The 19,703-nt window shown below is 66.9% G+C and carries 16 protein-coding genes and 4 pseudogenes; 7 read left to right on the top strand and 13 right to left on the bottom strand.

Annotated features, from left to right (window positions below; genetic code table 11):
- Positions 1–23 precede the first annotated feature (23 nt).
- The 3 genes from ACSQ76_RS03450 to ACSQ76_RS03460 all read left to right on the top strand — a co-directional run bounded on the left by ACSQ76_RS03450 (position 24) and on the right by ACSQ76_RS03460 (position 1,561).
- Complete coding sequence (locus tag ACSQ76_RS03450) at positions 24–650, top strand: TetR family transcriptional regulator C-terminal domain-containing protein (protein WP_437155470.1); 627 nt, start codon at positions 24–26, stop codon at positions 648–650.
- A 127-nt stretch (positions 651–777) separates the two neighbouring features.
- Positions 778–1,245, top strand: coding sequence for a hypothetical protein (locus ACSQ76_RS03455; RefSeq protein WP_437155471.1), 468 nt, complete (start codon positions 778–780; stop codon positions 1,243–1,245).
- 85 nt (positions 1,246–1,330) lie between these two features.
- A complete protein-coding gene (locus ACSQ76_RS03460) occupies positions 1,331–1,561 on the top strand; it encodes an N-(5'-phosphoribosyl)anthranilate isomerase (protein ID WP_437155472.1) in 231 nt (76 codons plus the stop codon).
- A gap of 78 nt (positions 1,562–1,639) precedes the next feature.
- Here ACSQ76_RS03460 and preA read toward each other — a convergent pair whose 3' ends face one another.
- The 6 genes and pseudogenes from preA to ACSQ76_RS03490 form a co-directional block, all read right to left on the bottom strand.
- On the bottom strand, positions 1,640–2,944 hold the full coding sequence (gene preA, locus ACSQ76_RS03465) for an NAD-dependent dihydropyrimidine dehydrogenase subunit PreA (protein ID WP_437155473.1): 1,305 nt from the start codon (positions 2,942–2,944) through the stop codon (positions 1,640–1,642).
- 12 nt (positions 2,945–2,956) lie between these two features.
- Positions 2,957–3,742, bottom strand: a complete 786-nt coding sequence (locus tag ACSQ76_RS03470; protein WP_306128498.1) for an Fpg/Nei family DNA glycosylase — start codon at positions 3,740–3,742, stop codon at positions 2,957–2,959.
- 1 nt (position 3,743) lies between these two features.
- Positions 3,744–5,068: pseudogene (locus ACSQ76_RS03475) on the bottom strand (NAD(P)-dependent oxidoreductase).
- A gap of 205 nt (positions 5,069–5,273) precedes the next feature.
- Entirely contained in the window at positions 5,274–6,041 is a 768-nt protein-coding gene (locus tag ACSQ76_RS03480; protein WP_437155474.1) for an FCD domain-containing protein, read from the bottom strand.
- Positions 6,042–6,114: 73 nt separating this feature from the next.
- Positions 6,115–6,477 carry a Lin0512 family protein gene (locus ACSQ76_RS03485; RefSeq protein WP_437155475.1) on the bottom strand — a complete coding sequence of 121 codons (363 nt, stop codon included), beginning with the start codon at positions 6,475–6,477 and terminating at the stop codon, positions 6,115–6,117.
- The gene (locus ACSQ76_RS03490) at positions 6,474–6,824 is read right to left on the bottom strand and encodes a Lin0512 family protein (protein ID WP_437155476.1); all 351 of its coding nucleotides are present in this window, start codon (positions 6,822–6,824) and stop codon (positions 6,474–6,476) included. The genes ACSQ76_RS03485 and ACSQ76_RS03490 overlap by 4 nt, the downstream gene beginning before the upstream one ends.
- A 191-nt stretch (positions 6,825–7,015) precedes the next feature.
- Here ACSQ76_RS03490 and ACSQ76_RS03495 point away from each other — a divergent pair, with 191 nt between their 5' ends.
- Positions 7,016–8,203, top strand: coding sequence for an NAD(P)/FAD-dependent oxidoreductase (locus ACSQ76_RS03495; RefSeq protein ID WP_437155477.1), 1,188 nt, complete (start codon positions 7,016–7,018; stop codon positions 8,201–8,203).
- Positions 8,204–8,359: 156 nt separating this feature from the next.
- Here ACSQ76_RS03495 and ACSQ76_RS03500 read toward each other — a convergent pair whose 3' ends face one another.
- Entirely contained in the window at positions 8,360–8,947 is a 588-nt protein-coding gene (locus tag ACSQ76_RS03500; RefSeq protein WP_437155478.1) for a PRC-barrel domain-containing protein, read from the bottom strand.
- Positions 8,948–9,139: 192 nt separating this feature from the next.
- Here ACSQ76_RS03500 and ACSQ76_RS03505 point away from each other — a divergent pair, with 192 nt between their 5' ends.
- Positions 9,140–9,523: a hypothetical protein gene (locus ACSQ76_RS03505; RefSeq protein WP_437155479.1), complete on the top strand. Its 384-nt coding sequence runs from the start codon at positions 9,140–9,142 to the stop codon at positions 9,521–9,523.
- Here the strand turns inward: ACSQ76_RS03505 and ACSQ76_RS03510 are convergent.
- Both ACSQ76_RS03510 and ACSQ76_RS03515 read right to left on the bottom strand, forming a co-directional pair.
- Positions 9,511–9,984, bottom strand: a complete 474-nt coding sequence (locus tag ACSQ76_RS03510; protein WP_437155480.1) for a GNAT family N-acetyltransferase — start codon at positions 9,982–9,984, stop codon at positions 9,511–9,513. The two genes, ACSQ76_RS03505 and ACSQ76_RS03510, sit on opposite strands and share 13 nt — an antisense overlap.
- Positions 9,985–9,994: 10 nt before the next feature.
- Positions 9,995–10,498 carry a hypothetical protein gene (locus ACSQ76_RS03515; RefSeq protein WP_437155481.1) on the bottom strand — a complete coding sequence of 168 codons (504 nt, stop codon included), beginning with the start codon at positions 10,496–10,498 and terminating at the stop codon, positions 9,995–9,997.
- 273 nt (positions 10,499–10,771) lie between these two features.
- On the opposite strand from ACSQ76_RS03515, the pseudogene smc reads away from it, so the two are divergent.
- A pseudogene (gene smc, locus ACSQ76_RS03520) lies at positions 10,772–14,228 on the top strand (chromosome segregation protein SMC).
- A 322-nt stretch (positions 14,229–14,550) separates the two neighbouring features.
- On the opposite strand, the gene ACSQ76_RS03525 reads toward smc, so the two are convergent.
- Both ACSQ76_RS03525 and ACSQ76_RS03530 read right to left on the bottom strand, forming a co-directional pair.
- The gene (locus ACSQ76_RS03525; protein ID WP_437155482.1) at positions 14,551–15,666 is read right to left on the bottom strand and encodes a THUMP domain-containing class I SAM-dependent RNA methyltransferase; all 1,116 of its coding nucleotides are present in this window, start codon (positions 15,664–15,666) and stop codon (positions 14,551–14,553) included.
- Positions 15,663–16,832, bottom strand: a complete 1,170-nt coding sequence (locus tag ACSQ76_RS03530; RefSeq protein WP_437155483.1) for a lytic murein transglycosylase — start codon at positions 16,830–16,832, stop codon at positions 15,663–15,665. The genes ACSQ76_RS03525 and ACSQ76_RS03530 overlap by 4 nt, the downstream gene beginning before the upstream one ends.
- A gap of 296 nt (positions 16,833–17,128) precedes the next feature.
- Between ACSQ76_RS03530 and ACSQ76_RS03535 the strand changes: the two genes are divergently transcribed.
- Entirely contained in the window at positions 17,129–17,506 is a 378-nt protein-coding gene (locus tag ACSQ76_RS03535) for a response regulator (protein WP_306128485.1), read from the top strand.
- Here ACSQ76_RS03535 and ACSQ76_RS03540 read toward each other — a convergent pair.
- Positions 17,488–18,731, bottom strand: a pseudogene (locus ACSQ76_RS03540) (bifunctional alpha/beta hydrolase/OsmC family protein). The gene ACSQ76_RS03535 and the pseudogene ACSQ76_RS03540 sit on opposite strands and share 19 nt — an antisense overlap.
- A 600-nt stretch (positions 18,732–19,331) precedes the next feature.
- A pseudogene (locus ACSQ76_RS03545) lies at positions 19,332–19,628 on the bottom strand (aminopeptidase P family protein); the annotation flags it as partial.
- Positions 19,629–19,703: the final 75 nt, after the last annotated feature.

The following is a 19,703-nucleotide window of genomic DNA, read 5'->3' on the forward strand; positions in this document are numbered from 1 at the left end:
GGCAGCAATGAGTGAGGGGCGCGATGGAAGACGGGACGCAGGCGGCCGGCGGAGCCAAGCCGAGCCGGATACAGTTGCGCAACCGCAAGCGCATCCTGGACGCGGCGCTGGACGTGTTTTCCATGCACGGGTTTCGGGGCGCGACGCTGGACCAGATCGCCGAGGCGTCGGGGCTGTCGAAGCCGAACATCCTGTATTACTTTGCCGGCAAGGAAGAGATCCATGTGACGCTGCTGAACGGGTTGATGGACACGTGGCTGGACCCGATGCGCGCCATCGACCCCGCCGGCGAGCCGCTGGAGGAAATCCTGCGCTATGTGCATCGCAAGCTGGAGATGAGCCGGGCGCTGCCGCGCGAGAGCCGGCTGTTTGCCAACGAGATCCTGCAAGGCGCGCCGATGATCGGGGCGGGGCTGGTGTCGGTCCTCAAGCCGCTGGTGGACGAGACCGCGGCGCTGATCGAATCCTGGGGCGCGGCAGGGCGGCTGAAGCCGGTGGACGGGCGCCACCTGATCTTTTCGATCTGGGCCACGACGCAGCACTACGCGGATTTCGACGCGCAGGTGCAGGTGCTGCTGGACGGGCGTGACGGGCATGAAGATGCGTCTGTTTTCCTCGACACGCTCTATCGCCGGATGCTGGCGGTGTGACGCCCGGCGCGGCCAAATCGCCTAAAATGCTTTCTTTTATGGCGTCGCGGCCCCCCTCGTGGCGTGGTACAAGGTCGGTTGGGTGCGGGCGCCGGATCTAGCGATCCCCCGTGTTTGGAGTGGACACATGAACATCACAGGACCAGCCCCTGTGACCTTCCTGCCCTCGGTGCCGGCCGGCGCCGGGCAGAACCTTCAGAAACTTGCCGTCAGGAGCGCCTCGGGGTCGGCGGAAAGCAGTGCGAGCGGCAACAATTCCGACAATGCCACGGGCGAGGACGGGCCGCGCACGGAGGCGACGGTGCGTTCGGCGCGCGACGAGGTCTCGCGGTTGCCGGCCAAGGCATCGGGCGAAAGCGTGCTCGATGCGCGAATCAAGAGCCAGGAGACCCCGCGCGATCAATTGGTGGCGGCGCAGTATGAGCTTGTAGGACGACAGCAGGACCTCCTGCGCGCCAGCACGCGGCAGGAACAGTCGCGGGCCGTGCGCGACATAACCGATCTGCGCGAGATGATCGAGGTTCTGAAGGTCGAGGTTAGCGGTGACCGGCCGTCCGGCCGGGCAGGTGCGCCGGCGGTCGACGGCGGAGCGTAAGGGCCAAAGGTCCAGGGACGCATTTGGCTCGGCTTGTGCTGAAGCCTTAACATCATCTTTACCATGGTGATGTCAGGTTCGGAGCATGATGCAGATTACCCGCCCCGTTCCCGCCGCCCCTTGGGTCTCACAGTTGTTTTCAAGCAAATCCGCCCGGAACGGCGCGGTAGTGCGCCGCTCGCGCCGCTGGGTGGAACGGGAAGTCGGGCGAGAGGCGTTCGAGCGGGAAGTGCGCAGACGCGGGTACCACTTGATCGAAACCGGCGACCAGATGATCGTCGTTTGTCATGCCGGGCCGATCCGGATCGTGTTTTGATACCGTGCGGGTGACCCCCATAAAATTCGTACGAATTTTCTGGGGGTTCAGATTCTTCGTACGAAGAATCTGGGGTTGTCATTCCGCGGCGCAGGTGCCGGGGTTGTTGGGATGGGTGGTCCAGTTGGCGTAGTCGGCCTCGACGGTTCTGCCGGTGCGAGGGTCGGTGGTGCCGGGAGCCATTTGCTCCATCGTGATGCAGTTCTCGACCGGGCAGACGTTGACGCAGAGGTTGCACGCCACGCATTCGGCATCGATCACCTCGAAGGTGCGGCCGGGAGACATCGAGATGGCCTGGTGCGAGGTGTCCTCGCAGGCGGCATAGCAGCGGCCGCACTTGATGCAAAGGTCCTGGTCGATGCGGGCCTTGGTGATGTAGTTGAGGTTCAGGTGCTGCCAGTCGCTGAGGTTCGGAACGGCGCGGCCGACGAGGTCTTTGGTGGAGGTGAAGCCCTTTTCGTCCATGAATTGGGACAGGCCCGAGATCATTTCCTGCACGATCTTGAAGCCGTAGGTCATGGCCGCCGTGCAGACCTGCACGTTGCCGGCGCCGAGTGACATGAATTCGGCGGCGTCGCGCCAGGTGGTGATGCCGCCGATGCCCGAGATGGGCAGGCCGGCGAGCGATGGCGTGCGGGCGATCTCGGCCACCATGTTGAGCGCGATGGGTTTCACCGCCGGGCCGCAATAGCCGCCATGCGCGCCCTTGCCGTCGATGGTGGGCTCGGGCGCGAAACTGTCGAGGTTGACGGACGTGATAGAGTTGATCGTGTTGATGAGCGAGACCGCGTCGGCGCCGCCGTCCTTGGCCGCCTGGGCGGGTTTGCGGACGTCGGTGATGTTGGGCGTGAGCTTGACGATGACGGGCAGGTTCGAGTGTTTCTTGCACCATTCGGTGACCTGGCCCACGTATTCGGGTACCTGGCCCACGGCGGAGCCCATGCCGCGTTCGGACATCCCGTGCGGGCAGCCGAAGTTCAGTTCAACGCCGTCGCAGCCGGTTTCCAGAACGCGGTCGAGGATGGACTTCCAGCTGTCCTCGTTCACCGGCACCATCAGGGACGCGATGAGGGCGCGGTCGGGATAGTCCTTTTTCACGCGCGTCATCTCGTCGAGATTGGTCTGCAGCGGTCGGTCGGTGATCAGTTCGATGTTGTTGAGCCCCAGAAGGCGGCGGTCGGCGCCCCAGATCGCGCCGTAGCGCGGACCGTTGACGTTGACCACGGGCGGGCCTTCTTCGCCCAATGTCTTCCAGACCACGCCGCCCCAGCCGGCCTCGAAGGCGCGGCGGACGTTGTATTCCTTGTCTGTGGGCGGCGCCGAGGCGAGCCAGAAGGGGTTGGGCGAGGTGATGCCGATGAAGTTCGTGGTCAGGTCTGCCATGGGGATACCTCCTCAGGTGCGGGGCTGATGGTCGGGGCAGTAGAACGCGGAGCGGCCGCCGACCTTTTTTCGGGTGATGGTTCCGCCGCAGGTGGGGCAGGTGGCGCCCTCCTGGCGGTGCGGGAAAAGCCATTCTTTCGGAATCCGGCTGTAATCGGCATTGGCGTCGAGCAGGCGGCCAAGTACATTGTGAGTACAGTCGAAAAGCGTGTCGAGCTGATCGCCGGTCAAAGCATCGCCACGGCTGTCGGGAGAGAGGCCTGCGTGAAAGAGCGCCTCGTCCGACCACAGGTTGCCGATGCCCGCGATCTTCTTTTGTGCCATGAGGGCGGACTTGACCGCGCCGCGCGTGCTGCCGACGCGGTCGGCGAAGGTGTCGCGATCGATATCCATCGCGTCGGGACCGAGACCGGCCTTTGCGATCCAGTCGTCGGGGCGGTCGATGACGCGGATCCAGCCCAGCTTGCGCGGACAGCGGAAGGCGAGGCGGCGGCCGCCTTCGAAGACGAAGGTCATGCGGGCGTGATCGGGTGCCGTGTCGCCGTCTTCATAGGGACGCAAAGAGCCTGTCATGCCGAGCGACACGACGATCCACGGGCCGGTCTGCGACCCGGCGAAGATCGCCTTGCCGCGGCGGCGGGTTTCGGTGAACTGGCGGCCCGTGAGGCGGCCGCGGGCGTTTTTGCCGGGCAGGTCCATGTGCGAGGTCTCGCCCATCTTGATCGCCTCGATGGTACGGTGGAGGCAGTGCGCCTCGACCCTGCGGCGGTTGGCCTCGCATTCGGGCAGCTCGGGCATGTCAGCCCGCCGTCAGCCGGGCGTGGATGTCTTCGGCGGCATCGCGGCCTTCGGCCACCGCCGTGACGGTCAGGTCGTCGCCGCCCGCGGCGCAGTCGCCCCCGCCCAGACGCCGGCGACCGAGGTGCGGCCCGGGCCGGTGACGGCGATCTTGCGACCGTCGAGATCGGGCAGGGCGTCGCCCGCGAGCGCCTGGCCGATGGCCTTGAAGACCTGGTCGGCGGGGATGCGGACGGTCTCGCCGGTGGGGGTGAGGGCGTCGTCGGTGTATTCGAACTCGATCTCGCGCACGGTGCCGTTGCCGTGGATGGCGCGGGGCGTGGCATTGGTGATGATACGCACGCCCTTGGAGGCGGCGAGGTCCTGTTCAAAGACGCTGGCGTTCATGCGGTCGCGGCCGCGGCGGTAGACCAGCGTGACGTTGAGCGCACCGAGAAGCTTGGCCTGCACGGCGGCGTCGATGGCGGTCATGCCGCCGCCGATCACCACCACGTCGCGGCCAATCTGCAAGTCGCGCAGGTTGCCGGCCTGGCGCAGGTCGGAGATGAAATCGACCGCATCGAGCATGCCTGTCTTGTCTTCGCCCGCAAGGCCGAGGGCATTGACGCCGCCCAGCCCGATGCCGAGGAAGACCGCGTCGAAGCGGGCGCGAAGGTCGTCAAGCGAAAGGTCGGCTCCAAGCGCCTTGCCGTTTTCCAGGGTGATCCCGCCGATTTGCATCAGCCAGTCGACCTCGCGCTCGGCGAAGCCGTCGACCGTCTTGTAGGCGGCGATGCCGTATTCGTTGAGGCCGCCGGGCTTGGGGCGGGCGTCAAAGAGCGTGACGGCATGGCCGTGCATCGCCAGACGATGGGCGCAGGCCAGACCGGCCGGTCCCGCGCCCACCACGGCGACCGACTTGCCCGTCTCGGCCGCGCGGGCGATGGGATGCATGCCCGTGGCTTGAAGGGTGTCGGTGGCGTAGCGTTGAAGTTGCCCGATCAGCACGGGCTTGCCTTCGGCGGCCTCGCGCACGCAGGCCTGTTCGCAGAGCGTCTCGGTCGGGCAGACGCGGGCGCACATGCCGCCAAGGATGTTCTGGGTGAGGATCGTCTTCGCGGCGGCCTCGGGCGTGCCGGTGGCGATCTGGCGGATGAAGAGCGGGATGTCGATATCGGTGGGGCAGGCCGTGATGCAGGGCGCATCGTGGCAGAAATAGCAGCGGTCCGCGGCCACCAGCGCCTCGTGCGCGTCGAGCGGCGGGTGCAGGTCGGAGAAGTTGCGGGCGAGGTCGTCCTCTGACAGGCGGCCGGAGGTGATGCCGGGGGTCAGGGCGGAATGGCTCATGGAGGGCTCCAGTGGCTGTGCGCTTTGGAGAAAGTATTGCACAGATCAAAATTTTATCAATTGGTAAAATTTGAGCAGTTTGTGAACGGCGCGAAATGAGTTCCGGAGGCGCGCGACAGGCCGCCATCTGCAGGGCGTGAGGCGCAGCGGTGGGTGAACCTGCGCGTCGCGCAGTACCACCCACCCTACGGTTTTGGTGAGGAATTCAGCGGCGGTTCTCGTGTTCCAGGCGCTGGCGGGCGATGTGTTCGTGGGCCTCGGCCTTGCGCTGGTCGGTCAGCGCCCGTTCGACGAAATCGAGGTGGGTTTCGACCGCCGCGCGGGCCGCGACGGGGTCGCGCGCGAGGATGGCGTCACGGATGGCGCGGTGCTGGTCCAGCAGGCTGGAGCGCCTGGTCGATTGGTTGAATATGACCTGGCGGTTGTAGAACACGCCTTCCTGCATGAGCTGGAACATCGAGCGCATCATGTGCAGCATCACGACGTTGTGGCTGGCCTCGAGGATGGCCATGTGGAACTCGGCGTCGAGCCGTGCCTCGCGTTCGGGGTTGGCGCGGCCCTTGGCGCTTTCCATGCGGGCGAAGGTGGACGCGATGACCTCAAGGTCGGTGTCCGAGGCCAGGCGGGCGGCGCGTTCGGCGGCGAGCCCTTCCATGTCGCGGCGGAAGGCGATGACGTCGAAGACGGCCTCGTCGTCGCTGGCGAAAAGCTCGATCAGGGCGGGGGAGAAGGCGCTGCCCAGAACGTCGGCCACGAAGATGCCGGCGCCGGCGCGGGTGGTCAGCAGGCCCTTGTCCTGAAGCTCGGCCACGGCCTCGCGCAGGGAGGGGCGGGAGACGCCGAAGCGGTCTGCAAGCTCGCGTTCCGATGGCAGGCGTTCGCCGGGGCGCAGGATGCCACGCAGGATCAGTTTCTCGATCTGGCGGGTGACCGCGAGCGAGAGTTTTTCGGGCGTGACTTTCTGGAACGGCATGGCGGCCCCGGGATTGGATTGGTCAAATCATATGACCAGAGGCGAGAGGGGGCAAGCGCCGGGCCGTTCGGAATTAGCCTGCGGTGTAGTTGCCGGACTGGTCGGGCAGGAACGCCTCGACCGCCGCGGTGGCGATGATGATGGTGTCGCCGGTGTCGGGGTTCACCACGTTATGCCCGCCGAAGGTGGCGGTGACGGTGGCCTTTCCGCGCGGCAGGCCGGCGGCGAGCGCGTGGGTGTCGAGCTTGTCGGGTTCCTGCACGCCGATGGTGACCTGGACGCGCATCTGCGAGGGGTCGAGCGCGGTGGTCGAATACATCGGAATGGCCGAGCGGCGGATGGCGGATTCGATCGCGCGGGCGGCGGCCTTCTGGTAATCCATGCCGTACTGGTCGTTGCCCATGCCCATTTCGATGATGAAGCGGTGATCTGTCATTGCGCGGGCTCCAGGTTGAGGCTGACATTGATGGCGGCGTTGACGATCACGGTGGGGGTGCCGCCGTCGGGGCGGGGCACGTCGAGGCCGCCCTTGTGCGCGGTGATGGAGACCTGGCCGTACGGGAAAACATCCGCCAGCGCGGCGATATCGACGGCGTCGGGGTCGGGGGCGGCGATTTCCACGTCGATGATCATCGCCTCTTTGGGCTGGCCGAAGAGTTCCGCGAGGTTGATGGAGTTGCGCCAGAGCGCATCCTGAAGTGCGCGGCGGGCGGCAGCGGTATAGTCGCGGTGGCGCAGGGACGAGCCGATGCCGAATTCGGTGAGAAGGCGGGTTTTGGGCATGTGGGGCTCCGAAGTGGCTGGCGTCGGGATCGGAGTATTTTTGGAACAGTGAAATTGCAAGCTGTCAGTGGATCGGCGGACGCGCCGCGTGAAAGGCGCAGGGCGGTGCATCGTCGTGCCGCCTGCGATATTGACGTTGGGGGCATTGCGTCTCACGGTGCCGCGGCGAGACGCGGCGCGGGACGGCAGCGATGACAGGGCATGGCCCCAGCATATCCCTGTGGGACAACTCGGCGGAGGAGCCGGAGAGCGGCGTGCCGATGCCGGGCGACGTGGTGACGGACCTGGCCATCGTGGGCGGTGGCTATACCGGGCTGGCGACCGCGCTTTACGCCGCCGGGAAGGGGCTGCGGGCGCATGTGCTGGAGGCCAAGCGGATCGGGTATGGCGCGTCGGGGCGCAACGTCGGGCTGGTAAACGCCGGCGTGTGGTATCCGCCGGCGAAGGTGCGCAAGCTTTTGGGCGACACCTATGGGCCGCGATTCATCGAGCGGTTCGGCAACGCGCCGGGGCAGGTATTCGACCTGATCGAGACGCACCAGATGCGCTGCGAGGTGACGCGGACGGGGACCATTCATGCCGCCCATGCCGCCCGGGGGATGCACGGCCTGCGGGAGCGATATGACGAATGGCAGCGGCTGGGCGCGCCGGTGGAGCTGTTGTCGCGCGAAGCGGTGGCGGAGCGGACAGGGACATGGGCGTTTCACGGCGGTTTGCTGGATCATCGCGCCGGGACGGTGAACCCGATGGGCTACGTGCGCGGGCTGGCCCGGGCGGCGCAGGGGGCCGGGGCGGTGGTGCATACCGGCGTGACGGCGACGGCGCTGCGGCGGGACGGCGAGGCATGGGTTGTCGAGACGGACCGCGGCACGGTACGGGCGCGGCACGTGGTGCTGGCGACGAATGCCTATACCGACGGGCTGTGGCCGGGGCTGCGTGATATCTTCACCACGATCGAGTTCTTTCAGTTGGCGACGCCGCCGCTGGGCGCGGAGATGGCGCATGTGCTGCCGGGCCGGCAGGGTGTGTGGGATACCGGCACGATCATGACCAGCCTGCGCCGGGATGCGGCGGGGCGGATGGTTCTGGGTTCGATGGGGCCGGTGATGGGCGCGGCGGGTCGGGGTCTTTCGCGGCGCTGGGCGGCAAAACGGCTGGAGCGGCTGTTTCCGGAACTGGGAAAGGTGACGTTCGAAGCGGCGTGGCACGGTCAGATCGCGATGACGCCCGATCATCTGCCACGGATCATCCGGCTGGCGCCCGGGGTGCTGACGCCGATCGGGTATAACGGACGGGGGATCACGACCGGAACGGTGTTCGGCCAGTGCATGGCGGAGCTGATCGCGGGGGTGATCCGGCGGCGTTGCCGGTGCCGCTGAGCGATCTGACCCGCGTGCCGTTCAAGGCGGCCAGGACCGGCGCGATGCGGGCGGCGTTCGTGGCGCACCAGTGGTGGAAGAGCCTGTAGCGCGCACCTGCCAAACGAAAACCGCCGCCCGGCAAGGGGCGGCGGCAATGGCGAGACGTGGCTCGGCTTAGTTCCAGAAGCCTTCGTCGACGCCGTTCATTTCCTCGATCTCTTCTTCGCTGAACTTGGTCACGAAGGTGTAGGTCGCGTCATCGACGGGGACGAGCTTGGCGTCCTTGACCGACAGCAGGACGTGCTTGTCACCGATGTCGAGGAACCCGCCGACTTCGACGACGATGCCGGTCAGCTTGCCGTCGCGAGACATGACGAGGTCTTCGATTTCGCCGATCTGGCTCCATTCCGAGCCGACTTCGTTATACTCGGACGTTTCCCAGCCTTCGCCTTCGTCGTTGGCTTCGTTGGTGGTGTAGACCGCGCCGCCGGTGATGTCGCGGCTGCGGATCAGATCACCTTGCATCTGGCCCATTTCTTCGCTGGATTTGTCCCAGGTCGTGCCGTCGTTCATGGCCGACTGGGTGTCGCCAGCGTCGCTGCCGCCTCGAGTGGCGGCGTCATCGGCCGTGTCCATTTCAGTGCTGGACTCGACCTGGGTGTTCTGGGTGTCGGGATCCATGTCGGTATCCGAGTCGCTCTGGGCGAACGCGGCGGTGGTGGCGAGCGCCATTGCGATGGCTGTTGTGCCAAAGAGTTTCATGATGTTTCTCCTTTTTTACGTTTTTACGTTCCGTATCTGGTAGATAAACGTGCGTGGCCCCCCGGGGCGTTCCCCGGAGACCGGAAAAAGAATCCGGGTTCGTGATGAAACAAATCGCGGACCTCTGCGTTTCGCCGCGCGAAAAAGCCAGTTGTTACTGTTTTTTAACGATATGCCTGCGAAGATTGGGCGATGCGCCTGCCTGTCCTGATACCGATACTTGCCGTCGCGGCCTGCGCGACGCCCGGCCCGGAGTTTTCCGGGGTTTCGCCGGTGCGGACCAAGATGGGCGCGTCGGTATTCGACATCCGGGTGGCGGGGCGGCGGGCCGAGGCGATCCGGTTGAACCCGCAACCCGCGATGCGCCTGTCGAGCGTGGGCGTGCCCGCGGTGCTGGCGATCGAGCGGGTCAGCGGGTGCCGGGTGGACCGACTGAGCGGGGACCAGGCGATGATGCGGGCCACTCTGGATTGCGGGGCGGGCGCCCCGGCGCCAAAGCGGCGCGAGACGTATCTCGAATGCGACGCGTTCGAACTGGACGCGGATGGCGGAGAACTGATCTGTTACCCGTTCTGAGCGGCGGGCCGTGACAGGATCTTTTCCATGAAGACGCTGGTGGTGTTCGGGCGGTAGTCGCCGAAGATGCCGCACCGGGCAAAGCCGTGGCGTTCATAGAGCCGGATCGCGGCGCCGAGCGCGTCGGCGGTTTCCAGGCGCAGGACGGGGATGTCCTCGCCGCGCGCCTCGTCTTCCAGCGCGCGCAGGATCGCGGCAGCGACGCCCCGGCCGCGGGCGGCCTCGGAGGTGAACATGGATTTCACCTCGGCATAACCGCGCTTGAGAGCCAGCGCGCCGGTGCCGAGTGTCTGGGCGCCGTCGCGGGCGGCGTAGAAGCGGATGTCGGGTCCGCGCAATTCCTCGATATCGAGGGCATAGTTGTCCTCGGGCGGGAACAGCTCTCGCATCAGGGCGTGGCTTTGTTCCAGCAGGGCGCGGGGGCCGGGGCTGGACGGGTTGGCGATTTCGACGATGAGCATGGTGCGCGGGCTATTCGATGGTCACGGTCGTCACGGCCTCGATCGGCATGCCGTTTGTGGCGAGGTGGCCGTGGTCGTTGGCGTTGAGCGTGACGCGGATCTCGTGGGTGCCTTTGGGCAGGGCGTCCAGTTGCACCCAGGGGCTGTAGGCGCGGGGCTGCTTGACACCGTTGATGTAGACATGGGCATGGCCGTGGCGGGGGCGGTGCGCGCCGTTCACGCCTTCGGGGTCGAAGGTGAAGTTGGTGGTCATGATGTGCAGGTTGCGGCTTTGCGGACCGTCGGGGTGAAGCTCGATTTCCAGTGTCGGGGCGGGGTCGGCGGCCTCGACCATCTTGTGATCGTGCATGGCGTTTCCCTGCCCGTGATCGTGGGCGGAATGGTCGTGGGCCATGCCCTCGGACATCGCCGCCTTGGACATGGCTGGCCGGTCGATCACCGTTGCGGTGACCAGCGCGCCGAGACCGGCCCCACCGGCAAGACCGGCAACGAGAAGGGCTATCGGATTGGACATGGCGATGTTTTCCGTGGCATCGATATTGATCTGCGTCGCAGCATATGTTTCGCGGGCACATGCCGCAATATCTTGCACGGACATGCGGGCCAGACGGGCCGAGTCGCCTTTGGTTTTGCCCAAGGAGGCGCAATATCTTGTGGATAAGTACCGCGCTCGCGCCATATGCAGGGGTTTTGCGTTGACAGGGTGCAAGGTCGTGCGCTTGCATGTGGTCCCAAGGCCGGAATCACGTCGAACAATCAGACCGGCCCCACCGGAGGGACACGCGCCGTGCAGTTCACCAAGCTGAGATTGACCGGGTTCAAGAGCTTCGTCGACCCCACCGACTTGTTCATCCAGAATGGGTTGACCGGGGTGGTGGGGCCGAACGGCTGTGGCAAGTCGAACCTCTTGGAGGCGCTGCGCTGGGTGATGGGGGAGAACCGGCCGACCTCGATGCGCGGCTCGGGGATGGAGGACGTGATCTTTGCCGGAGCGGCCACGCGGCCTGCCCGCAATTTTGCCGAGGTGAGCATCCACCTGGACAATTCCGACCGGCTGGCGCCGGCGGGCTTCAACGATGCCGATCACCTGGAGATCATCCGGCGCATCACGCGGGACGTGGGGAGCGCCTACAAGGTGAATGGCAAGGATGTGCGGGCGCGGGACGTGCAGATGCTGTTTGCCGACGCCTCTACCGGGGCGCATTCGCCGGCGCTGGTGCGGCAGGGGCAGATCTCGGAGCTGATCAACGCCAAGCCCACGGCGCGGCGGCGTATCCTGGAAGAGGCGGCGGGGATTTCCGGCCTCTACCAGCGGCGGCACGAGGCGGAGTTGAAGCTGAAGGGGGCCGAGAGCAACCTGGCCCGCGTTGATGACGTGATCGAGCAATTGGCCACGCAACTGGCGCAGCTGGCGCGGCAGGCCAAGCAGGCGGCGCGGTATCGCCAGATCGGCGAGGAATTGCGGCAGGCCGAGGGCTTGCTGCTTTATCGTCGCTGGAAGGAAGCGGACCTGGCGCGGGCCAATGCGCAGACCGAGCTGACCGAACGGACGAGCGATGCGGCCCGGGCCGAGGGCGCGGCGCGGGAAGCGGCGAGGCTGCGGGCGCGGGCGGACGAGGCACTGCCGCCGCTGCGCGAGGAAGAGGCGATTGCCGCCGCGGTGCTGCAACGCCTGCAAGTGAGCCGCGATACGCTGGCCGAGCAGGAAGCGGCGGCCAAGGACCGTATCGAGACGTTGCAGGCGCGCATCGAGCAGCTGGCCCGCGACATGGAGCGCGAGGACAGCCTGAACCGCGATGCGGGCGAGACGATCGAGCGGCTGGAATGGGAAGCGCAGGAACTGGCCAAAGCCTCGGACGGGCATGAGGGCAAGCTGGAGGCGGCGAGCGCGGAGGCGGCGGATGCCAGCCAGGTCTTGCAGGCGCGGGAAACGGAACTGTCGGAACTGACCGAGGATGTCGCCCGGCTGGCCGCGCGACACCAGTCAGCGCAAAGGTTGGTGGACGACAGCCGCAAGACCCGCGACCGGGCCGATGCCGAGGCGGCGCGGGCCAAGGACGCGGTAGAGGCGGCGCAATACACCGTGACGCGGGCCAGCGAAGAGTTCGAGGCGGCCGAGACAGCCGAGAAGAACGCGACCGAGGCGGCGCAGGCAGCTGAAACTGCGTTGACCGCGGCCGCGACGACGCGCGCGCCGATGCGCAGGGGCGCGAGGCGGATGCGCGGGCGGAACGCTCCGAGGCCGAGGGCGAGGTGAGTGCCCTGTCGGCGGAGGTGTCGGCGCTGGCGCGCTTGCTGGAAAGGGACACGGCCGAGGGCGGACAGATCCTTGACGCGGTGCAGGTGGCCTCGGGCTATGAAAAGGCGCTGGGCGCGGCCTTGGCCGATGATTTGCGGGCACCGGAGGTGGATGCGGACGGGCCGTCGGGTTGGGTTCCGCTGGACGGGTATGCCCAGGCGCAGACCTTGCCTGAAGGCGTCGTTGCGCTTGGCGCTCATGTGAACGTGCCGGGCGTTCTGGCACGGCGGATGGCGCAGATCGGGCTGGTGGATCCGGATGACGGGCCGCGTCTGCAGGCCTTGTTGAAACCCGGTCAACGGCTGGTGAGCGTCGAGGGTGACCTGTGGCGCTGGGACGGGTACCGCGCCTGGGCCGAGGACGCGCCGTCGGCCGCCGCGCTGCGGCTGGAACAGTTGAACCGGCTGGAGGAGTTGAAGCAGCAGTTGGCGCACGCCACGGCGCGGGCCGAGGGCGCGCAGCGGGCGCACGAGACGCTGAAGGCGCGGCTGGTGGAGTTGACCGAGGCGGACAAGGCGGCGCGCGAGGCGCGGCGCGCGGCGGACGGCAGGGTCGCCGAGGCGAACCGGGCGCTGAGCCGGGCCGAGGCGGAGCGGAGCCTGGCGGGATCCAAGCTGGAAAGCCTCGGGCTGGCGGTGACGCGGCATGAGGAAGAGGCGCTGGCCGCGCGCAAGACGCTGGCCGAGGCCGAGAAGGCGATGGGCGACCTGGCCGACCTGGATACCGCGCGGGCCGAGGTGGAAGACGTCAAGATGACGGTCGAGGCGGCGCGGATGACGATGATGTCCAAGCGCTCGGCCCATGACGAATTGCGCCGCGAGGGCGAGGCCCGGCTGAAGCGCAGCCAGGAAGTGACCAAGGAATTGTCGGGCTGGCGGCACCGGCTGGAGACGGCGAAGACGCGCAGCGCGGAGCTGGCCGAGCGCAAGGAAGCCAGCGAAGCGGAACTGTCCGAGGCCGGAGCGAAGCCGGGCGAACTGGCGGCGAAGCGCGAGGCATTGAACGCCGACATCACCAAGGCCGAGGCGCGCCGGGCCGAGGCGGCCGATACGCTGTCGAACGCCGAAGGGGTGGCGCGTGAGGCAGTCGGGAACGAGCGCGACGCCGAGCGCCTGGCCGGCGAGGCGCGCGAGGCGCGGGCGCGGTCCGAGGCGCGGGCGGAAGCCGCGCGGGAGACGCAGGCGCAGGCGGCGGGGCGGATCGAGGAAGAGCTGGACTGTTCGCCCGAGGACCTGCTGGAGACGTTGCAGGTCGACCCCGAGACCATGCCCGCATCGGAGGCGATCGAGGCGGATGTGAACCGGCTGAAACGCCAGCGCGATGCGCTGGGGGCGGTGAACCTGCGGGCCGAGGAGGACGCGCGCGAGGTGCAGGAAGAGCACGACACGCTGGTGAATGAGAAGTCCGATCTCGAGGAAGCGATCCGCACCCTGCGGGGTGGCATCGCGTCGCTGAACCGCGAAGGGCGCGAACGGCTGCTGACGGCGTTCGAGCAGGTGAACTCGAACTTCTCGATGCTGTTCAAGCACCTTTTCGGCGGCGGCGAGGCGAACCTGGTGATGGTCGAGAGCGACGACCCGCTCGAGGCGGGGCTGGAGATCATGTGCCAGCCGCCGGGCAAGAAACTGGCGACGCTGAGCCTGCTGTCGGGCGGCGAACAGACGCTGACCGCGCTGGCGCTGATCTTTGCGGTGTTCCTGGCCAATCCCGCGCCGATCTGCGTGCTGGACGAGGTGGATGCACCCCTGGACGACGCGAATGTGGGCCGGTTCTGTGATCTGCTGGACGAGATGTGCCGCCGGACCGAGACGCGGTTTTTGATCATCACGCACCATGCGGTGACGATGAGCCGGATGGACCGCCTGTTCGGGGTGACGATGGGCGAGCAGGGGTCAGCCAGCTTGTTTCGGTCGACCTGAAGAAGGCGGAGCAGTTGGTGGCGTGAGCCCTCCGTCGTTAAGATTTTACGAACATTGAGCCGATATCTCTGGTCTCGCTGCAACCCTTTGCAGTGAGAGGAGGTGGTTCAACTGAAGGAAAACACCTTCCGCAAATGGATGGTCGTTCTGGCAGCGGGAACGTTGGTTGTGACGATCATTCGACTTTGGATAGGGCTTTGATACCCTGACAAAGAAAGACCCCGCGAAGCAGCAACTTCGCGGGGTCACGTCTTTGGTGGTTCACCTGAAAGACAACTTCCGCATTCTCAATATGATGCGCTTTTCTTACGAAAAAGTAAAGCCGAGCGCGCGACCTTGGTTAACGCCTTAGGGCAGCGGTCCGGTCTGCCAGAGGGTGATGCGCAGGCCGCCATGGGCGACGGGCGGGCCGGGGTCGGTGAAAGGCAGGGCGGTGGCGTTGGCGAGGCTGGCATCGGTGGTCACGAGGCCGACGCGCCAGTCTGCGAACCGTTCCGCGAAGGTCTTGCCGAGGGCGCCGTAGAGGCCGAAGAGCTGTTTGCGCTCGCCGATGCGGGTGCCGTAGGGCGGGTTCACCATGACGAGGCCGGGCGGGCCCTCGGGCCGCTCGAGGTCGCTGACGGCATGGTGCGAGATCGTGATGAGGTCGCCGAGGCCGGCGGTCGCCGCGTTGGAGCGCGCGCCCGCGACGGCGCCGGCGTCACGGTCGCTGCCGTGGAAGTGGAGGGCGGTTTCGATATCGGGTTGGTCAGCCGCCAGCTCTTTCCATGCGTCTGCATCGAAATTGGCGAAGCGCTCGAACGCGAAGGGCCTGTCGCGGCCCGGGGCGCGTCCGAGGGCGATTTCCGCGGCCTCCAGCAGGAAGGTGCCGGAGCCGCACATCGGGTCCAGCACCGGTTCGGTGCCGGTATAGCCGCATTGGCGCAGGAACAGGGCGGCGAGGGTCTCGCGCATGGGGGCCTTGCCCACGAAGGGTTTCTGGCCGCGGCGGTGCAGCGGCTCGCCGGAGGTGTCGAGGCTGAGCAGGCACTGGTTGTCCTCGATGCGCAACTGGACGCGCACGGGGTTGTCGCCTTCGAGCGGGGCGCCGGTGATCTCGTGGATGGCGCGGGCGACGCGTTCGGCGGCGGCACCCTGATGGTAGATCTTTGATTTGCGGGTGGTGGCCTCGACTGTGATCGGCACGTCGGGGCGCAAAAGGTCCGTCCAGCCGATCTCTCGCGTGCGGGCCTCAAGCTGGTCGAGATGCATCGCCTGAAAGCGGGCGACGCGGGCCAAGACCCGGCCCGCACCGCGCAGGGCGAGGTTGGCGCGCCAGACGTCCGGCCAATGGCCGCGAAAGCGTACGCCACCGGGGGTGGCCTTGGGTTTGGCGAAGCCCGCCGCCTGCGCCTCGTCCTTGAGCACGAGTTCCAGGCCGGGCGGGGCGGTGAGAAAAATCTCGAACGCGCGGCGTGGTGTCATAGGGCGTTCAGGAGCGCGGGCGTGGGCCACGCGTCGGCGGGCATGCCCAGTTCCTGCTGTACGTCCTGCACGGCGGCGCGGGTACCGGAGCCGAGGATGCCGTCGACCCCGCCCACGTCATAGCCGCGCGCGGCGAGCTTTTCCTGCAAGCGCTTCATTTGCTCGCCGGAAAGGCCCGGATCGGGATTGCCCGCGTCGAAGACCGGCGCGCCTTCGAGCCGGTTGGCGAAATAGGCGGCGGTCAGGACGTAGACGTAGCTTTGGTTCCATTCGAAATAGACGTTGAAGTTCGGGTAGGCGAGAAAGGCCGGCCCGTTACGTCCCTGCGGCAGCAGCACGTTGGCGGGCAGGTCGCCGCGGATCTGGCCGTGGCGCGGCGTGACGCCCATCGCGGCCCATTCGGCGGCGGGCAGCGTGGTGCGCAATCCCGTCGTGGACCAGTCGAAATTGTCGGGTACGTCGACTTCCTGCAGCCACGGCTCGCCCGCGCGCCAGCCGAGGTGTTGCAGCATCTTGCCGCCCGACATCAGCGCATCGGGGGCGGAGGTCTTGAGGTCGACCTGGCCGTCGCCATCGGCATCGACGCCGTTGTCGATGATGTCCTGCGGCAGCATCTGGACCATGCCGATTTCCCCGGCCCAGGCGCCGGTGGTGCGCACAGGGTCGAAGCCGTCCATCTCGTAGAGCTCCAACGCGGCGAAAACCTGGGGGCGGAAGAGCTCGGGCCGGCGGCAGTCATGCGACAGGGTGACCAGCGCGTTGAGCGTGTTGTAATCGCCCTGGAAACCGCCAAAGTCGGTTTCGAACGCCCAGAAGGCCAGCAGCACCCCGCGGGGCACACCGTACTCGGCCTCGATCCGGTCGAACACGGCATCGTATTCCTGTGCCTTGGCAAGGCCGGTGTCGAGGCGACCCGAGCTGATCAGGCGGCGAGCGAACTCGGTGAAGGGTTTCTGGAAGACGCCCTGTTGGCGGTCGGCCTGAAGCACGCTCTGGTCCTGGCGTACAGAGGAGAAAAAGCTGTTCACGCTGTCCGGTGCGTGGCCGCGGGCAATCGCCTCTTGCCGGAGCGCGTCGACGAAGCCGGAGAACGAGCCACCGCAGCTTTGACCATAGGCAGTCGTGGCGGTGCAGAGCGACAGGGCGAGAGCGAGGCAGCGGATCATTCAGTACTTCCTTTTTGCGTCAGAGTGCAGCAGCGGGCGGGCCGAGGCCAGTCCGGAAAACCTGTAGTTTCGGGTGCGTGTTATTCAATATCACCTGCCCCGAACGCGCGGGCGGGCGGCGGCGTTTCATCCGACGCGCTTTGCCGGGTGTGCAACGCTGTGCGCCGCAGGGCATAGAGTGCCGGTTCCAAGGCCCGGCAACTTGCGAGGCCGGTTGAAATTAACCTTTTGTTAACCTTTGGTCGTGCAGAGATCGGATCACATGTGCGAACGGAACGACCGAAGAAGACCGAAGGGTGGCGAAGCGACGACTGCGTGTGCTGATCGTGGAAAGCGATGCGGCGCTGGGCCGGGTGTGGCAGCGGCACCTGGAACGGCACGGTATGTTCGTGCGGTTGGAGCATGACCAGCAGGGCGCACTGGATGCGCTGAGCGAAACCCGCTGTGACGTCGTGGTGCTGAACCTGATCCTGACGCGCAGCAGCGCCTTTGCCATTGCAGACGCGGCCGAGGCACGGTTTCCCGGTGTGCCGATCCTGTTCGTCTCGAGTACGTCGTTCTTTGCGGACGGGTCGGTTTTCGGGCTGTGCGCCAATGCACGGGCCTTCGTCAGCGCCGATACGCCGCCCGACGACCTGACGGCGATGGTGGAGCATTACGCGCGTTCGGGCTGAGCCGGGGTCTCGGGCGCGGCCAGCCGGGTCTCGATCCTGGACGTCTGTTCCAGCGTCCGGTGCACGGGGCACTTGTCGGCAATCTCCAGCAGGCGCTGGCGCTGGTCGTCGCTAAGCGCGCCCTTGAGACGGATGGTGCGAATGAAACTGTCGATCTTGGCGGGGCTGGTGCAGTCGGCATCCTGGGCATGGACCTTGTCGTGGGTGACGTCGACCGAGACGTGCTCGAGCGGCCAGCCCTTGCGACGGGCATACATCCGGATGGTCATTGACGTGCAGGCACCCAGGCCCGAGGCGAGAAAGCCATAGGGGCTCATGCCGCGGTCGGTGCCGCCATACGCTTCGGGTTCGTCGGCGCGGACATGGTGGCGCGGGCCGGCGTGGACGTCTTGCAGGAACCCGTCGGGATCCACCTCGCACACACGCACGACGCCTTCGGGCGCGCCGGGGGCGGCGCGGGATGCTTTAGGTCGAGATAACGCTGCGCCCAGGCGGCGATCACGCCGGCGGCGTACTCGGCATCACCGGGGTCGGTGACCAGGTGGTTCGCGCTGTCGAGGGTGACGAAGCTCTTGGGATGTTTCGCGGCCCTGAAAATTTCGGTCGCGTTGTCGATGCCGACAGTTTCGTCACGCGGGGCGTGCAGCACGAGAAGCGCGCGCTTGAGACTGGCGATGCGGGGGGCGAGTTTCTCGGCGCGGACATCCTCGACGAATTTCTGGCCGATGCGGATGCGGCGACCGCCCAGTTCGACCTCGGCCGAGCCGTCGGCGGCGATCCGGTCTAGCGCGCCACCGAAATTGTGGGTGACATGGCCCGGGTCGAAAGGCGCGGCTATGGTGGCGACCGCGCGGGCGCTGAAGATGCGCGACGCGGCGGCCAGCACGGCGGCACCGCCGAGAGAGTGGCCGATCAGCAGGCTGGGGGGCATGCCGCGGACGGCCAGGGCGTCGGCGGCCAGGACCAGATCCTCGATGTTCGAGGTGAACGACGTGTTTTCGAACTCGCCTTTGGAGTGGCCCAGCCCGGTGAAATCGAACCGCAGCACGGCGATGCCCGCGCCCATCAGCCTTGCCGCGATGCGGCGTGCGGCCGGGATGTCCTTGGAGCAGGTGAAGCAATGGGCAAAGAGCGCGGTGGCCAGGTGCGGCCCCTCGGGCAGGTCGAGCCGGGCGGCCAGATCATGCCCGTCATGGCCCTTGAATGTGAAACGTTCGCTTGGCATCGGAAATCCTCTCGGTTGCTTTCAAGATGGCGGTTCCGGGCCGAAGCGTAAGGTGTGTTTCACGGTCGTCTCGGGAATGTGAGGCTGTCCGCGGCGTGGGCAGAGCAATATGGGAGGCAGAGCCCCTGTTTTGTTGCCGCCTCCCCTTGGGCTGTGCCATGGTGGCGGCATGGTTGGAAGGTGATAGACGCCGGAATGTCCAGCGATTTCCTGATCGCCAAGTCGGTCATCCTGGTCCTTGCCCTTGGGTGCGGGGGCGTGGGGTTGTTCGCGCTGAGCGAAACGTTCATGACGTCGCAGCCTGGCGGCGCGGTCGATCCGGAGGCGCCGGAGACCGACGGTGCCTCCGAGACAACCGGACCCGCGGTGGCAAACGGCGGCGGCACGGCCCTGGAGCGCGAGGTCGCGCAAAGGGTGTCGGAGCATCTGACGCGGCTGAAGTGCCGGGAGGTCACGGTGCGCCGGGTGACCGCGACCGCGACGATCGTGCCGGAAGAGGAAACCAGCCACGGGTTCGGGGGGCATTTGCTGGACGGGGTCGTGACCCTGGAAGGCCAGAGCGGGCCCGAGCGCATCCGGCGGGCGGGTTCGGGCAAGGGGCCAAAGGGTGCGGTGAGCGCCGTCGACATGGCGCTGCGTGAGTTCGGGGATGTTGAGCGGATCGAAGACCAGCAGCCCGGCATAGTCGCGGTCCTGGATGAAGCGGGTCAGACGCTCCCAGCGGTAGCGGCGCATGGCTTGCAGGTCGGGGAGCTGCAGGCCTGCGGCTTCCCATTCGCGGAACGCCAGCTGGGTGGGTCCGATCTCGATCCGGTCGGCGTCGTTGGGGGTGTTGTCGCCCAGAACGGGGCCACGGGTGGGGTCGATCTTGCGCGTGTCGCGGTGATGGATGTTCATCCGGCAGGCCTCCCTCAAGCCAGCTTGACGGAGGCGCGACGGGGCGGCCCGCCGGGACGCGACATGTTTTTTGGT

It is taken from the genome of Roseovarius sp. B08, from assembly GCF_051417955.1.
In the GTDB taxonomy this organism is placed as follows: domain Bacteria; phylum Pseudomonadota; class Alphaproteobacteria; order Rhodobacterales; family Rhodobacteraceae; genus Roseovarius.